The organism is uncultured Pluralibacter sp. (assembly GCF_913775985.1).
GTDB lineage: Bacteria > Pseudomonadota > Gammaproteobacteria > Enterobacterales > Enterobacteriaceae > Pluralibacter.
Genome location: NZ_CAJYMB010000100.1, coordinates 12,312 through 27,453, shown reverse-complemented (window position 1 = coordinate 27,453; position 15,142 = coordinate 12,312). Strand labels below are relative to the sequence as shown.

At 52.5% G+C, this 15,142-nt stretch carries 12 protein-coding genes, 4 pseudogenes and 1 CRISPR repeat array; of the genes and pseudogenes, 6 read left to right on the top strand and 10 right to left on the bottom strand.

What is annotated here, in order from left to right; translation table 11 throughout:
* Positions 1-578, bottom strand: a pseudogene (locus QZ766_RS12680) (hypothetical protein); the annotation flags it as partial.
* Between the two features lie 239 nt (positions 579-817).
* On the opposite strand from QZ766_RS12680, the pseudogene QZ766_RS12675 reads away from it, so the two are divergent.
* The 5 genes and pseudogenes from QZ766_RS12675 to QZ766_RS23075 form a co-directional block, all read left to right on the top strand.
* Positions 818-1,969, top strand: a pseudogene (locus tag QZ766_RS12675) (IS3 family transposase).
* A gap of 45 nt (positions 1,970-2,014) precedes the next feature.
* Positions 2,015-2,155: pseudogene (locus tag QZ766_RS12670) on the top strand (DNA-binding protein); the annotation flags it as partial.
* Between the two features lie 246 nt (positions 2,156-2,401).
* Positions 2,402-2,680, top strand: a complete 279-nt coding sequence (locus QZ766_RS12665; RefSeq protein WP_297202492.1) for a DUF1778 domain-containing protein — start codon at positions 2,402-2,404, stop codon at positions 2,678-2,680.
* Positions 2,671-3,153, top strand: a complete 483-nt coding sequence (locus tag QZ766_RS12660) for a GNAT family N-acetyltransferase (protein ID WP_297202490.1) — start codon at positions 2,671-2,673, stop codon at positions 3,151-3,153. The genes QZ766_RS12665 and QZ766_RS12660 overlap by 10 nt, the downstream gene beginning before the upstream one ends.
* 132 nt (positions 3,154-3,285) lie before the next feature.
* Positions 3,286-3,981, top strand: a pseudogene (locus QZ766_RS23075) (CRISPR-associated endonuclease Cas3''); the annotation flags it as partial.
* Positions 3,982-4,137: 156 nt separating this feature from the next.
* On the opposite strand, the gene QZ766_RS12655 reads toward QZ766_RS23075, so the two are convergent.
* The 8 genes from QZ766_RS12655 to QZ766_RS12620 all read right to left on the bottom strand — a co-directional run bounded on the left by QZ766_RS12655 (position 4,138) and on the right by QZ766_RS12620 (position 12,050).
* Positions 4,138-4,707 carry a hypothetical protein gene (locus QZ766_RS12655; RefSeq protein WP_297202488.1) on the bottom strand — a complete coding sequence of 190 codons (570 nt, stop codon included), beginning with the start codon at positions 4,705-4,707 and terminating at the stop codon, positions 4,138-4,140.
* A gap of 16 nt (positions 4,708-4,723) precedes the next feature.
* Positions 4,724-6,399: a CRISPR direct-repeat array (repeat unit 29 nt; unit sequence GAGTTCCCCACGCGAGTGGGGATAAACCG).
* A gap of 529 nt (positions 6,400-6,928) precedes the next feature.
* Complete coding sequence (locus QZ766_RS12650; protein WP_297202487.1) at positions 6,929-8,035, bottom strand: PTS fructose transporter subunit IIC; 1,107 nt, start codon at positions 8,033-8,035, stop codon at positions 6,929-6,931.
* A 42-nt stretch (positions 8,036-8,077) separates the two neighbouring features.
* A complete protein-coding gene (locus tag QZ766_RS12645) occupies positions 8,078-8,389 on the bottom strand; it encodes a PTS fructose transporter subunit IIB (RefSeq protein WP_297202498.1) in 312 nt (103 codons plus the stop codon).
* Between the two features lie 55 nt (positions 8,390-8,444).
* Positions 8,445-8,915, bottom strand: coding sequence for a PTS sugar transporter subunit IIA (locus QZ766_RS12640; RefSeq protein ID WP_297202485.1), 471 nt, complete (start codon positions 8,913-8,915; stop codon positions 8,445-8,447).
* 425 nt (positions 8,916-9,340) lie between these two features.
* A complete protein-coding gene (gene alsE, locus QZ766_RS12635) occupies positions 9,341-10,018 on the bottom strand; it encodes a D-allulose 6-phosphate 3-epimerase (protein WP_297202483.1) in 678 nt (225 codons plus the stop codon).
* Between the two features lie 21 nt (positions 10,019-10,039).
* A complete protein-coding gene (locus tag QZ766_RS12630) occupies positions 10,040-11,302 on the bottom strand; it encodes a PTS ascorbate transporter subunit IIC (protein ID WP_297202481.1) in 1,263 nt (420 codons plus the stop codon).
* Between the two features lie 31 nt (positions 11,303-11,333).
* A complete protein-coding gene (locus tag QZ766_RS12625; protein ID WP_297202479.1) occupies positions 11,334-11,600 on the bottom strand; it encodes a PTS sugar transporter subunit IIB in 267 nt (88 codons plus the stop codon).
* Between the two features lie 9 nt (positions 11,601-11,609).
* Positions 11,610-12,050, bottom strand: a complete 441-nt coding sequence (locus QZ766_RS12620) for a PTS sugar transporter subunit IIA (RefSeq protein ID WP_297202477.1) — start codon at positions 12,048-12,050, stop codon at positions 11,610-11,612.
* A gap of 216 nt (positions 12,051-12,266) precedes the next feature.
* Here QZ766_RS12620 and QZ766_RS12615 point away from each other — a divergent pair, with 216 nt between their 5' ends.
* Positions 12,267-13,322 (top strand): LacI family DNA-binding transcriptional regulator, encoded by a 1,056-nt coding sequence (locus QZ766_RS12615; RefSeq protein ID WP_297202475.1) that lies wholly within the window; start codon positions 12,267-12,269, stop codon positions 13,320-13,322.
* A gap of 738 nt (positions 13,323-14,060) precedes the next feature.
* Here the strand turns inward: QZ766_RS12615 and QZ766_RS12610 are convergent.
* Positions 14,061-15,125 carry an aminopeptidase gene (locus QZ766_RS12610; RefSeq protein ID WP_297202474.1) on the bottom strand — a complete coding sequence of 355 codons (1,065 nt, stop codon included), beginning with the start codon at positions 15,123-15,125 and terminating at the stop codon, positions 14,061-14,063.
* Between the last annotated feature and the right edge of the window lie 17 nt (positions 15,126-15,142).

Here is a 15,142-nt window from a genome sequence, read left to right as displayed (position 1 = left end):
AACACGTGCAGTGGAAATAAAAACAGATGCCCGTGCGCCACTTCTTCCCCGGTCAGTACCTGCTGCTCCGGCTCGTTGCCTATCCTGACGCCGGTAAAACGCTGTCGCGCCGTCTGCAGCTGCGCCTTCCTGAAGTAATTATCCAGCAGGATATCGTCGTCGCTGAGCAGGTACTGCAGCCGGTCGAGCGCCTCCCCGTAGCTCTTGTAAAACGCGCTACCCCATCCACGCGCCCGCCGCGAGGGGAATTTTTTCCCGTCAGCCCCGTCGTTTAAAATCTCCCCGCCGTCGTCAACCGTCGTGGTCTTCGGATCAAGTAGAAACTTCCTTTTCTCCGGACCAGCAAGCGGCCATTTTTTAAGTGATCGGGCGCTGAACTGCCAGACTTCGCTCTTTCCGTTTTTCAGGTTTGACCCCATCACTCCCGGAAGAAAAATCACCGGGATCACTTTGTCGGCCGGCTTGAGGCAAACCGCCACGTAATTTTTTTCTTTCGCCTGGGGAATGATTTCATAATGAAGCCGCCCGTCGTCATCCCAGACAGGCCGGTGATAAGCTCGATTTTCTTTATCTTCCATGCGTTAAGCTCCTGTTATTGCTGTCTGAAAAAGGCACTTCCTCATCACAAACCAAAACGAATTTAACCAAAGTCATCATGACGAGGGATTTTGGGGGCGTAGACCCGCCAGTCAGCGGCATCACTAAACCATAATAATTGCATGGGGTTAACGGAAAACCAATTGTTAAACTGATGATCTTACCCAGCAATAGTGGACACGCGACTAAGTGAGTAGATTCTCAACCAGAGGTGACTCACATGACAAAACCAGCATCAACCACCAAAAAGATCCGCAAGCAGCACACAGCTGAATTCCGTCAGGAAGCCCTTAAACTGGCTGAGCGCATTGGTATTGCTGTAGCAGCCCGCGAGCTCAGCCTGTATGAATCGCCGCTTTATAACTGGCGCAGTAAACAGCAGCAGCTCTCATCCTCTGACCGTGAAAATGAACTCGCCGCTGAAAATGCCCGCCTCAAACGCCAGTTGACGGAGCAGGCTGAGGAGCTGGCTATCCTCCAAAAGGCCGCGACATACTTCGCGAAGCGCCTGAAATGAAGTATGTCTTTATTGAAAAATATCAGGCTGAGTTCAGCATTAAAGCTATTTGTCGCACCCTCCGGGTGGCCCGTAGTGGCTGGTATACGTGGAATCAGCGGCGAATGAGGCTAAACTCACGCCAGCAGTTCCGCCAGAGTTGTGACAGCTCCGTGCACGGGGCTTTTCACCGAGCAAACAGCGCTAAGGCGCCTGACTGATGAACTGCATGCTCAGGGTTACCACTTCAATGTGAAAATCGTGGCGGCCCGCCTGCGCCGTCAGGGGCTGCGGGCGAAAGCTTCGCGTAAGTTCAGCCCGGTCAGTTACCGCGAGCATGACCTGCCGGTGTCGGAGAACATGCTGAAGCAGGATTTTTACGCCTGTGGTCCAAAATAAGAAATGGTCGGGCGACATCACCTACCTACGCACGGATGAGGGCTGGCTGTATCTGGCTGTCGTCATAGACCTGTGGTCGCGCGCCGTTATCGGCTGGTCAATGTCGTCACGGATGACTGCGCAACTGGCCTGCGATGTGCTACAGATGGCGTTGTGGCGGCGTAAGCGCCCGGAAAATGTCATCGTTCACACAGATCGTGGCAGGCAATACTGCTCATCGACTATCAGGCGCTCCTGAAGCGGCATAATCTGTGCGGCAGCATGAGTGCAAAGGGCTGCTGCTACGATAATGCCTGTGCGGAAAGTTTTTTCCACTCGCTGAAGGTGGAATGCATCCACGGGAAACGCTTTATCAGCAGGGAATTAATGCGGACGGCGGTGTTTAATTATATCGAGTGCGATTACAATCGGTGGCACCGACATAGTGCCTGTGGTGGTCTCAGCCCGGGACAATTTGAAAACCAGAACCTCGCTTAGGGCTGTGTCAACATTACGTGGGTTGGATCAGACCGCGCCGCCGACGCCCAAAAGGCCGGTCTGGCGCGCGGCAGTGTATATAGCGCGCCGTCGGAGAACGGGAACCCGACATTCTCGATGCTTTCACAGCTCGCCGCCGTAGCGGGTATCCAGTTTACGTTTAAGAAGTGCACCGCCCCGCGATGACAAGACAGCCCGCGCACGCGGGCTTTTCGTTCCTGTCCTCAGAGGTCCATCCCGCTCACGTCGATAGTTGTGCTCACCGTATTCCCCGCGTCAGCGGATATGTACTCAGACTGCCGCTGATAATGCCAAAAGCGCTGAGACAGGTATAAAAATGTTCGAATAACAAGCAATATCTCTCAGGGCTGTATAGCATTTCTATACACAAAGCCTATAACTGTGTAGCAAACTGCTATACAGGAGGTATCTATGAAACCCGACGTTCGTGAAGCGCCCATCAATATTCGGGCAAAAGCGTCCCAGCGCGATTTGATAGACATGGCGGCAAACCATGTTTCGAAATCCCGAACAGATTTTATGCTTGAGGCCGCCTGCCGCGAGGCCCGGGACATTCTGCTCGATCGGCGCCTCTTTTTACTCGGCGATGAGCAATTTAATGCGTTTCTTGAGGAACTTGACGCTCCTGTGACATCGGAGAGACAGGCGCGTATCGATAACCTGATGAATCGCAAATCGCCATGGGAATAAGAGTGCCGGAATCCCTCACGCCTGAGCATAATATTGCTGAGTTCTGCTGCCAGGATCCGGGCCTGAGTGATTGGTTAAAGAAGAAGGCCCTCAGAAACCATAGTACCGGTATTTCTCGCGTCTATGTCGTCTGCGCAGAAAATCCGAACCGGGTCGTTGGCTATTACTACCTGTCGTCCGGCAGCGTTCAGCGCAACCCTGTACAGGGAGCTTACCGACGAAACGCACCTGATTCCGTGCCGGTCATCGTACTGGGCCGGCTTGCTGTTAACGCGGCAAGGGCGGGGAAGGGGCTTGGTGCCGGGCTTTTGAAGGACGCACAATACCGCACGCAAAATATCGCCTCTCAGGTTGGCATGAGGGCCGTAGTCGTGCACGCCCTGAGTGAAGAGGTCAAAGATTTTTATACCCGCTTCGGCTTTGAACCTTCCACAGTCGACAGCCTGACGCTGCTGTTTCCCGTCAAAATCTAACCCGCGCCGAGCGTAACAGGCTTTCGTGGGTGCGAATCGCGATTACTGTCACGGCGAACCAGCGCAAAACCCTGTATCAATTGTCGTTAGCATTCAGCGACCAACCTGCCGGCAAGGAGCGCGCAAAGCACAATGGCATTTTCCAATCCTCCCGCCTATTTTCGCTACTGGGGTAAAACCCGGCGCCCGCCGGAAGAGAACCTGCCCGACTGGCACCTGCTGGTCTATCACTGCCTGGATGTGGCCGCCTGCGGCTACCAGATGGCGGCTGCCAACCGGTTTGGCCTGCGCGATAAACTCTCCGCCTGCGGGCTGGAGGGCAGCAGCGCTCTCAACTGGATAGCCTGGCTTTTTGCCGCCCACGATATCGGCAAATTCGCCCGCGGCTTTCAGCGCTTTGCCAGCTTTCCCGACTCACCGCTGATGCCGCCCCTGCGCGGCATTCATGCTTTTTGCCGCCACGATTCTCTGGGAATGTATCTCTGGCGCGAGCTGTGCGACGGCTGGACCATGGGCGAGAATCAGATTATCGCCGGCGTGGAGGAGCCAATGCGCGACGAGTATACGCTGGCGCTGCAAATCTGGATGTCGCTGAGTACCGGGCACCACGGCTTGCCGCCGGATGAAAGCAGCCGAAAAGCCGCGGAGGCATTCTGCCGGGCCGATGTCGACGCTGCGCGGATGTTTCTGGAAGATCTTAACGCGCTGTTTCCGCTCTCCCTGCCGAAGCAGTGGCAGGAGGACAATAAAGACGGGCTTAAAATCCTGCGCCAGCAGAGCTGGCTGTTCGCGGGCGTCATGACCCTGTGCGACTGGATTGGCTCTGACCAGGCGATGTTTCCCCTGCAGGATACGCCGATGCCGCTGGCCGATTACTGGCCGCTGGCGCTGGAAAAGGCAGAGTGCGCGCTGGGCAATATCCCGCTGCCTTCAATGCTCAATCCTTATTCCGGACATCAGGCGCTATTTCCTTTTATTGATGATTTAACGCCTCTGCAGCAGCAGGCGGCGGCGCTGGATATCAGCGCGCTCGGCCCGCAGCTTATCGTAATGGAGGACGTCACCGGTGCCGGTAAAACCGAGGCGGCGCTGATCCTGGCCCACCGGCTGCTGTCGGCGGGAAAAGGCAAAGGGCTGTACGTCGGATTGCCGGGCATGGCGACCGCCAACGCGATGTACCAGCGCCTGCAAAAAGCCTACCGCCAGCTTTTTATCCCGGACGCCGCGCCGTCGCTGATGCTGGCGCACAGCACCCGGGAAATGTCGGATGCGTTTCGCCACTCGATCTGGCAGCCGATGGCGCAGGCCGCCGAACGGTATGCCAGCGATGAGGCCACCGCCACCAGCCAGTGCCACGCCTGGTACGCCGACTCGCGCAAAAAGGCGCTGCTGGCAGAAATCGGCGTCGGCACCCTCGATCAGCTGCTGATGGCGGTAATGCCGTTTCGCCACCAGTCCCTGCGCCTGCTGGGCATGCAGGATAAAGTGCTGCTGCTGGACGAAGTCCACGCCTATGACGGCTATATGATCCGCCTGCTGGAGGGGCTGCTCCACTTTCACGCCGCCCAGGGAGTTCCCCACGCGAGTGGGGATAAACCGGCCATTGCGGCATCTGACGACCACGCGGTGCTGAGTTCCCCACGCGAGTGGGGATAAACCGGCCAGCGTCAGGCCGAGTTTTGTAGCGCTCTGGAGTTCCCCACGCGAGTGGGGATAAACCGCTGATGGTAAAACACTCGTTCCATGAGGTCACGAGTTCCCCACGCGAGTGGGGATAAACCGACTGTAACCGTATCGGCTCCCGCTGGTGCCACGAGTTCCCCACGCGAGTGGGGATAAACCGCGCCTGTTTGAGCAATCGGCTATGCACCGGGCGAGTTCCCCACGCGAGTGGGGATAAACCGCCCAACTGACGCATTACGCATCGGTTTTGCTAGAGTTCCCCACGCGAGTGGGGATAAACCGTGGTCGTCGACGATGGACGGCTACCGCGAAGCGAGTTCCCCACGCGAGTGGGGATAAACCGGCCCGCGCCGGACTATCGCATTACGACAGGACGAGTTCCCCACGCGAGTGGGGATAAACCGAACTGAAAAATCCTGCATGGTGCATGGGTAGCGAGTTCCCCACGCGAGTGGGGATAAACCGCGGGAAAAATCTCGCAGACATTAATCGTAAATGAGTTCCCCACGCGAGTGGGGATAAACCGCTCACAGATGGTAGGGCGGGGAATATAGTAGTGAGTTCCCCACGCGAGTGGGGATAAACCGAACTCAAGGCAATCAGAACGCGTTACAGCGCGGAGTTCCCCACGCGAGTGGGGATAAACCGGATGTGGATCAGATCGACATGGGCATCACCACGAGTTCCCCACGCGAGTGGGGATAAACCGCGATCTACTGGCAGGGCGTGAAATATTCGCTGGAGTTCCCCACGCGAGTGGGGATAAACCGACCCGGAAACCGGCAACTCATGCGTCGTTGATGAGTTCCCCACGCGAGTGGGGATAAACCGGCTTTCCTTCATCGCGGATCCGTATGTATCGAGAGTTCCCCACGCGAGTGGGGATAAACCGTTCTGGCAGGGCTTGCAACTCGCCTGCCGCGCGAGTTCCCCACGCGAGTGGGGATAAACCGCATATTGCGGAACTGATCGCGCTCGCTCACTAGAGTTCCCCACGCGAGTGGGGATAAACCGGCCCTGTGAGCGCGGCAGGCGCCGTTTGACAGGAGTTCCCCACGCGAGTGGGGATAAACCGCTGGACGCTTACGGAAAACTGGGCGCGCTGGTGGGTTCCCCACGCGAGTGGGGATAAACCGATGCACGAAAGCACCGGCGTTGATATTCAGTAGGGTTCCCCACGCGAGTGGGGATAAACCGATCCAATTACCACACATGATGCGGTGTACACCGGGTTCCCCACGCGAGTGGGGATAAACCGATGTTTACTGGCCTACGGTTGCTGCCGGATTTGGGTTCCCCACGCGAGTGGGGATAAACCGTCGGATGTTTGACGATAACACCAACTTTCAGGGGGTTCCCCACGCGAGTGGGGATAAACCGCTGTTGCTCTATGCAGGGAGTATAGTTTTATGGAGTTCCCCGCGCGAGCGGGGATAAACCGACCGGATCGTTACGTTTGCTACCGGGCTGGAGGAGTTCCCCGCGCGAACGGGGATAAATCGCCATGAGAGAAACACAGCGCCTGACCAGCGTTGAGTTCCCCGCGCGAGCGGAGATAAACCGATAAATAAATCATCGTCGAGACCGCAGGTAAGGCGTTACCCTGCGCCAGCATTGGTAAATAGGCTGAGCACGAAGTGTAGCGTCAACTGCGGACGACGTTTAACCGCGCCGGTTACTATGGGGAAGTGGCCCGAAATCAGAAGAATTGGAGAAAGGGAATTCTCAGGCGTGAGCATGCATTGGCCCGGGCAAAAAGAGGGTGGCCCGCCGGTGCTGCTTGGTCCAACGACAATACCGTCCAATGGGGATACGGCAAAAAGTCAGGTAGAGGAAAAATAGCCCTCTGCCGCTTCTCCAGCGGGCCCGTGCCAGCCAAGATCTGCAGATTGTCTAAGGCGGGTTTATGCCTGCTGCCAGGCAGACGCTTTTTAACCTTCTTGCAACAAAGAGGCTGCCGGTTTGCATCGCCCGTTATCGGGCCTGCTTTCGGCAGCCTGTTACTTTATTTACACAATGGGTGATCGCTAATAGCCCTAAGCAATATCTAGCCATGCCTTATGCGGCACAGGAAGCTATGGCTTCAGTGATATTAACTTATTTTAATATCATCCAAATTGATGTCTTCTTCTTCATGATCATTTTCAATGATGGCATCACGAGGAACATCCTTTTTGATTACAGCATAAACCGTTGCTGTTACCAATATATTAACCAGCAGTGCCATGATACCTGCCATCGGGTGCGACATTGTCGGAATCATTAAAATCCCGCCGAACGGCACGGTAGCATCTGCGCCATACACCATAGTAATTGCGCCACCGCAAGCCCCACCGATTGCTGCAGCAGTAATACCGCGGAAGATATCATTCATGACGATAGGTATCGACCCTTCCACAATATTCACAACGCCCATCGGCACCGCTGATTTCAGCATTTCAATCTCTTCATTGTGATAAATGTTTTTACGGAAAAGTTTAGCGATAAAAAATGCCAGCCCAAAACCGATAGGCGTGGCGGTGTTAACCAGTTGCAGGGCGGTAATCGGTTCATTGATACCCTGCGCCTGTAGCGTCAATACAAATGCGAAACAGGTTTTATTGATTGGCCCGCCGAAGTCAATAATACACAGTGCTCCGATAACGGCACCTAAGACTAAATTAGATGACGTCCCCATGCTTCTCAGGAACGAGGTGAGGGCGTCTGTAAATATACCAATGGGTGTGCCGATAATGTACACCATGATCAATGCACTGCTAATGGAGGCAAAAAACGGAACAATCAGCGTAGGCATTAAACCGCGAGCCCAGCTCGGGACTTTGACATTTTTAATAATCGCCAAAGCAATATATCCGGAAATATAGCCGCCGAGCATACCGCCGATGAATCCCGCGCCAATAGCATTCGCCGCCAGACCGACGACAAAACCGGGTGCAATGCCGGGCTTACCCGCGATCGAGCCGGAAATGCCGATAGCGATCACGACCGGTAATAGGCCAAGTGCCTTGGCGCCCATTGTGGCTAAGGCCTGCCACAGATCAAATTGCTCCGGTGTCAACGTATCCTGAACCGTGCCTCCAAACCCCATGCCGATAGCAATAATAAATCCGGCACCGCAGACAATGGGAATCAAAAATGAGATCGCTGTCAGCAGATGGCCCTTGGGGTTAGCTGCTTTCCATATTTCTTTTATATTCATAAGTTATGCTCTTTGTTGTAAACAGGATACGCATAGTTAATGTTATGAATTTACTAACTCAGCAAGTTTTTCAATAAGTTTATTTGGCGATTTAACCGCGGTTTCCGTTGGCACTCTGACCACTTTCTTACCAGCGAAACGTTCTTCACCGGTAACTTTTACATCGGCAGCCAACAGGACGATATCAGCCTGAGCGATTTCATCGGCGGTTAATGCATTCTCGACACCAATCGTGCCCTGTGTTTCAATTTTGACATTGTGCCCGGCTTTCTTTGCTGCGATTTCGATTTTCTTCTGAGCGATATAAGTGTGGGCAATGCCTACAGTACATGCTGTAATACCGACAATATTCATCATTATTCTCCATTACTTAATGCATTAATGTGTTGTATAAAGGCAGATAATTGGATCAGGCGTTAATGTCTTCGCCTTCAGAATTCAAAAGCGCAATGATTTTGTGAGGATCGTTTTCTTTTAACAGCTTCTCTATAATCTCTTCGTCGGCCAGTGAACCGGAGACTTGCGATAATAGTCGAATATGCGTTGCATTTTGGTCCACTAAACAAACTGCAAACAGGATAATGCAGCGAACATCACTACCATCCATTGTTTCCCAGGGGATTTCGTATTGAGTGCGTCCAATGGCCAGCGCCGTACGCGCAACACCTGACGATTTCCCGTGTGGAATCGCAATATGATTTTCGAATCCTGTGGAACCTTGCTCCTCGCGCAGCCAGACATCTTTTAAAAAATCGTCTCTGTGCGTAATGGCCCCATCTTGCACCAGTAAATCTGTTAATTCCTCAACCGCTTCCTCTTTACTTTTGGCCATCATATTTAATTTGATGTTTTTTACATTAAGTACATCTGAAATGTCCATAATCTACCTTCACGCATGAAAATGAATAGTTTATTATCAGAGGTCGTTAATATTAACCACTAATAACAGAAGCGTATTACTGAATACGGTGTGCTGTAGCGACAACACATTCCACGGTAAAACTCAACGCTGTCAATATCCGCCGTGCTGACGCCAATTCACCTAAGCTTCCTGTTTATGCTGCTACTTTCAGGCTGCGTTAGCGATGCTTCCCGGCAGCCCTAATTGAGAAATCCCTCCTGCCAAGAGATACAATACAGGCAAAGCATTCACTAACGTGCAACGCATCATCATAAGTACGCTCCACATGACATAGGGTTACAACACACTCAACCGTAAAAATAAAAGATGAGGGCAAGCAATAGACCGGTTAAATAGACGCTGCCCTTCTCAAAGATTTAATACGGCGGAGCGCGCTGTAATTTTCAGGCAGCGACTTCTCGCTGATATATATCGACCATTTTGTCCCATGCATCACTGACGTCATCCGCTAAAGAGAACAGGCCAGAGGTACCTACAATAAAGACGTCTACTCCAGACTGAGAAATCACGTTGAACGTTTTCTCATTACATGAGCCGTCAATCTCGGTCAGATAGTGATATCCTTGGGCTTCTCGCATCGCAATCAGTTGCTTAATTTTGTTGAGCGATTCAGGAATAAATTTTTGTCCTGCATATCCCGGGTCAACTGACATTACTGTCACTTTATCCAGCAGGTGTGCGTATTCTTTAATGGCATCTGCTGGTGTGGCCGGATTCAACACCACACCGCAGCGGCGACCCGCGTCTTTAATTTGGTTCAGTAAACGAAATATTTTGTTATTCGCCGTCTCTGGATGAAAGCTGATAATGTCGGCGCCAGCATCAATACACATAGGAATAATATCTTCCGGATGATTGACCATCAAATGCACATCAATCGGCACATCCGTTATTTTCTTAAGGTTTTCGATAAAAAAAGGCGAGAGCGTAATATTCTTCACATAGCTACCGTCCATGATATCGACGTGATAAAAGTCAGCCCGACTGTTCATTGCCTTAATTTGTTCTCTGAACTGCGTTAAATCCATACACATTAGCGAGGGTGAAAATTTAGCCGCCATACCTGACCTCCAAAAGATTTATTAGTTAAACAGTGACACTGTATGCCCGAGAATGATGCCAACTACGCCGAAGTCTGCATCGCCAAAGGTGGTTGATGCAAAGCCAAGGTCGCCCATAAGCGGTAGCAAAATCGCAGGAAGAAATGAAATCAGCAGGCCTTGGGCAAATGCGCCGACTACGGCACCGCGACGCCCGCCGCAGATGTTGCCGTAAACGCCTGCCGTTGCGCCGCAGAAGAAATGCGGTACCAGCCCCGGAACGATGACGCTTAACCCAAACAGCGGACACAAGAACATACTCACCAGGCCGGCACTGAAGCTCGACAGAAAGCCGACAATCACTGCGTTCGGCGCGAACGGAAAGACCGTAGGGCAGTCGAGCGCCGGTTTAGCATCTTTTACCAGCTTATCGGCGATGCCTTTAAAGGCCGGTACGATTTCGGCGATGATCATGCGCACCCCTGCCAGGATGATCCATACGCCGGCGGCGAAGGTCAGCGATTGAATAATCGCAAAGATGATAAAGTTTTGGCCTTCGCTGAGCTGCGTTTCAACAAAGCCTTTACCAGCAATCAGGACCAAAATCACGAACAGGATCATCATCGTCAGCGAAATAGCGACCGATGAGTCACGCAGAAAGTTCAGCGATTTCGGTACCTTTAGTTCTTCGATCGACGGGCTGCCTTTTCCTACCGCTTTGCCAACCAGCGCTGACAGCAGATAGCCCGTTGAACCGAAATGGCCAAGGGCCAAATCATCTGTACCGGTTATCTTGCGAGTAAATGGCTGCAGAATTGCCGGAGAAACCACCATCATGATGCCCAGAATCACCGCCCCCACAACAATGACCCATAGTGGCGACAGGCCACCCACGGAAAGGATGACTGCCAGCATGGCCGACATGTATAGCGTGTGGTGCCCTGTCAGGAAGATGTATTTCAGCGGCGTAATGCGCGCCAGCACAATGTTAAATAACATTCCCAGCACCATGATCATTGCCGTCGCCGTACCGTAATTTTTCTGCGCCAGCGCTGCCATCGCGTCTGTATTCGGGACGACGCCCTGGATATGGAAGGAGTGCTCAAACAGCTGGCTAAAAATTGTTAGCGTGGTTGCAACAATGGCCGCTCCGGAGGTCAATATGACAAAACCCATAATGGTTTTGAGCGTTCCGGAAACAACATCCGACATGGCTTTTTTCTGCAATAATAAGCCGATTAAAGAAAACAGACCGACCAATATTGCGGGTGTGCCTAACACATCATGAATAATAAACTGCAGCATAGCGTGACTCCGTAAGGCCGCAAATAATTAATCAGAGATTCTCAGAAAGAATTTCTTTAATTTTATTGTTATCCAGCAGATTTGTTAGGCCAAAGACTTGTGCGGAATGGCCTGTTAAATGCTCGGCAATATCTTTGGCGCTAAGAATAATATCGGCGGTCTCACTTTTTGCTGATGTGAGATCGGTATGTGTAACGTCGGCTTCTTTATTCAACTCTTTAATTATTTTTTTGACGTTCATCTCAACGATGAAGCTGCTACCTAATCCATTACCGCAAACAATCAAAATCTTTTTCATTTTACCTCATTATCCGCTAATAACGGTTTGTATTGCTTCCATTGATGATGCTTTCAGGAGTGCCGAGCATCGCGCTTCGTCACTGAAAATCTCTGCTAACGCTGTAATCATGTCGATGTGTTCGTTGCCCGAAAGTGCGCATAACATGATCACGACATAAATAGGGTCATTCTCTTCCGAGCCAAAAGAAACACCTTCTTTAATGTACAATAGCGATAAGCCGTTTTTTAATGCACCTTGTTCGGGACGCGCATGCGGCATTGCCAGGCCCGGCGCTAAAACATAATAAGGCCCAAGCGTTCGATGGCTCTCGAAAATAGCGTCAATATAATGTTCAGTGATGGCACCTTTTACTATTAAAGGCTGGGCAGATAATGTAATGGCCTGCTTCCAGTCAGTGACTGCATCGACAATCTGGATATTTTCTACCGGTAACCACGTCGTAATCATAAATACCCCGATAGCGTTGAAACTGAGTCTACTATAGAGGAATGTTTTCGTTGCTTACCGTGATCGTTATCTCAAAGTTAGCGCTAACACGGCTGGTATGTTAATTTTTTTGTTACCGCTAACTTTGCAGGCCATGTTGATCGTCACAATGCAGATGCTCAATGCGCAAAGTGCAAAACATCATTTACAATGTGTCTCCAGACAAGCTGAAGGAGGATGTCAGTGCATACGCTACAAGCAGACGATAACCCGCGCGAAAAACGCAGAAAAAATACTGGAAAAATTACGCTCGCTGAGGTGGCAAAACTGGTGGGCGTGAGCACAATGACGGTGTCGCGCGCATTACGTATGCCGGAAAAAGTGAATCCTGAATTGCGGACCCGCATCGAAGCTGCAGTGAACGAGCTGGGTTATGTGCCCAACTTGCAGGCCCGCAATCTGGCCTCTGCTGATTCGAGGCTGGTGATGGGCGTGGTGCCTTCATTTTCTTCGCCGGGATTTCTTGCTGTCTCCCAGGCTATGCAGGCTGCGATTGCCGTTCAGGGTTACAGCATGATGTTTATTGAGTCAGGTCAGGCGGGACAGAGTGAAGAGAATACGCTGACGCAAATGCTTGCCTATAATCCGGCGGCAATTGTGCAATTCAATATTGATAATATCAGCAGCTGTTCACAATTGTTAATCAATACGGGCGTACCGGTGGTTGAAATCGGGGCCATTAACCGTGAAGCAAGCTGGATTAGCATCGGTGTGGATTATGCGGTGGCTATCAAAAAATTGGTCACGTCGCTTGTGCAGATGGGGTATAAAAATATTGGCTTGCTCTGTACTGCCTCCAATAACATTATGTTTCGTCAAGTATTGAGCGGCTGGAATAGTGCGATGCTTTCCCTTAACCACTCTCCACACCGCGTGGTGACGTCGCATTTACCGGCAGATATTACCACTGGTTTAAATCTCCTCGGCGATATTCGCATTACCTGGCCTGAGTTGGATGCGCTGATTTGTATGTCTGATGAAATCGCGTGCGGTTGCATTATGGCCTGCCACAGCGCAGGACTGAAAGTCCCCGATACCTTAGCATTGGCGAGTCTCAGCGGAGGCACTCTTGCTGCCGTTTGCTCGCCGGCCTTAACTGCCGTTGAATTTCCATGGCGTGAAACAGGCAGACTTGCAGGTAAAACATTACTCGATCTGCTGAATGATAAATCTACGGATAGTGTCATTGAACTTCCGTCAACGCTCCAATTACGCGCCAGTACCCGAAAATAGTTGCAGTCGTAATTGATTGATAGTATTAAACTTAGTTAATATTTGTTTATTAATTACAGTGAGTTATGTTTTATCATCGGCACGCCTACGCTATTTTTTGTCTATGGGGCGCACCGTTTCGCTAAAATTAAACGCACATCCACATCCTCTTTTTTGTTACTTAACATTCTTATTGCTTATCTATTCTTGGGCATCGACGACAGGCGATTTTTGTTTTATGCCTGACTGACGGCTGCATATTTTCTGACAAAAACAAATACTCGCCGCTATTTTGCTGGCGGAAATAAGGAGGTTATGGTGTCGGACAGGGCATCGATAAATTTTAGCTGCTGCCACATCCATGATGTGGGCTTGCACATTTCAGGGCAGCATCATCGCTGATGCAATACAACATGTCAGGACTCAAGTCGGTCGCCATGATGGTGGGGCGGGCGCGGCTGCGGCTATCGCTAGCGGCCCGGTTCCAGCCACCAGATCCAGCACGTTATCCCCAGCAAATACAGGCCTTGTCTAAGGGGCATCCCGTGCAAAAAGGGCGGTAAAGGGGCGGGTATACGTGCGGTAATATTGAGCCAGAGAAGACGAAAAGAGAATGGGAGATAGTATGGTTGTCGCTCGAGGATAAATCGCTTAATTAAAGAATGCGAATAAGGTAGGACGCGGCACCCATCAACAGAATAGAGTACCGCGCGGAGTAGCCCCCGCGCTTGATTCCGGGCCGCGAGAACCGACATGACCTTATTTTCCAGCCTTTTTAACGCCCGGCGCCCCGACTTTCGCCAGCTCCTTGACTAGCGGCAGCATCACGGAAACCACCTCCCGGGCGCGATGATCGATGCGGCCGGGCAGGGCGCTGTCGAGATACTGCGCGTTGTCCAGGCGCGGATCGTGCCAGCTGGTGCCCTGCGGGAAGGCGCGCGACTTCGCGCGCTGCTGGTAGCCGTCTTTATTGCCGAGGGACCAGTTTGTCGCCTCCACGGAGAGCACCGGGATGCCCGCGCTGTCGAACACCTCGGCGTCATTGCAGCAGCTGGTGCCTGCCGGATAGCGGGCATTGAGGCCGGGATTGGTGGAGGCGGGGATACCTTTACTGCGGGCGATGGCCAGCGCCCGATCGCGGGTGAGCTTGCGCACCGAGGCGGGCGTGCTCTTGCCGCTGTTGAAATAGAGCCGGTCGCCCACCACCAGATTGTCGAGGTTAATCACCAGCAGCGTGTTTTTATGCTGCTCGGGTGTCATGCGCTCCAGCAGGCTCTTTGCGCCGAGCTTGCCCTGTTCTTCGCCGCTGGTGGCGATAAAGCGGAGCCCGTAGCGGGACGGGAACGCCTTCAGGCGATCCGCCAGCTCCAGCATCACGCCGACGCCCAGCGCGTTATCGTCAATTCCCTGCAGCGTCAGGCCGCCGAGGTTGCGGGCGCTGTCGGCATCGCTCAGCGGCGCGAAAGTGTCGAGATGCGCCATTATCACGATCTCCTGCGGCTGCTTGCCTTCCCGGGCGGCAATTACCGTGCTGCCGGTCACTTTACGCCAGATCTGGCGCTTGTCCTGCATCACGTAGAGATAGCGGCTGTTAAAGGCGCGAATATCGCTGTGGTAACCCATTTTGACCAGCTGCTGGCGGATGTAGTCAGCGGAGAGCATCTCTGCCGGACTGCCGGTCATGCGGCCGGGAAAATAGGTGGCAATGTAGCGGGCCTGCTGGCTGGCAATGTGGCCAAAAGAGGCGGGAGCGGAAAACGCGGGTGCCGATAAGCATGCGCCAAGCGTCAGGGCGAGAAGACGGCGGCACAGGGGGGCGAACATAGGGGTATCCTTACATC

Excerpts from the sequence above, each read along its gene's own strand:
- QZ766_RS12665 (WP_297202492.1), top strand. The coding sequence starts at position 2,402 with ATGAAACCCGACGTTCGTGAAGCGCCCATCAATATTCGGGCAAAAGCG.
- QZ766_RS12660 (WP_297202490.1), top strand. The coding sequence starts at position 2,671 with ATGGGAATAAGAGTGCCGGAATCCCTCACGCCTGAGCATAATATTGCT.
- QZ766_RS12650 (WP_297202487.1), bottom strand. The coding sequence starts at position 8,035 with ATGAATATAAAAGAAATATGGAAAGCAGCTAACCCCAAGGGCCATCTG.
- QZ766_RS12645 (WP_297202498.1), bottom strand. The coding sequence starts at position 8,389 with ATGAATATTGTCGGTATTACAGCATGTACTGTAGGCATTGCCCACACT.
- QZ766_RS12640 (WP_297202485.1), bottom strand. The coding sequence starts at position 8,915 with ATGGACATTTCAGATGTACTTAATGTAAAAAACATCAAATTAAATATG.
- alsE (WP_297202483.1), bottom strand. The coding sequence starts at position 10,018 with ATGGCGGCTAAATTTTCACCCTCGCTAATGTGTATGGATTTAACGCAG.
- QZ766_RS12630 (WP_297202481.1), bottom strand. The coding sequence starts at position 11,302 with ATGCTGCAGTTTATTATTCATGATGTGTTAGGCACACCCGCAATATTG.
- QZ766_RS12625 (WP_297202479.1), bottom strand. The coding sequence starts at position 11,600 with ATGAAAAAGATTTTGATTGTTTGCGGTAATGGATTAGGTAGCAGCTTC.
- QZ766_RS12620 (WP_297202477.1), bottom strand. The coding sequence starts at position 12,050 with ATGATTACGACGTGGTTACCGGTAGAAAATATCCAGATTGTCGATGCA.
- QZ766_RS12615 (WP_297202475.1), top strand. The coding sequence starts at position 12,267 with ATGTCAGTGCATACGCTACAAGCAGACGATAACCCGCGCGAAAAACGC.
- QZ766_RS12610 (WP_297202474.1), bottom strand. The coding sequence starts at position 15,125 with ATGTTCGCCCCCCTGTGCCGCCGTCTTCTCGCCCTGACGCTTGGCGCA.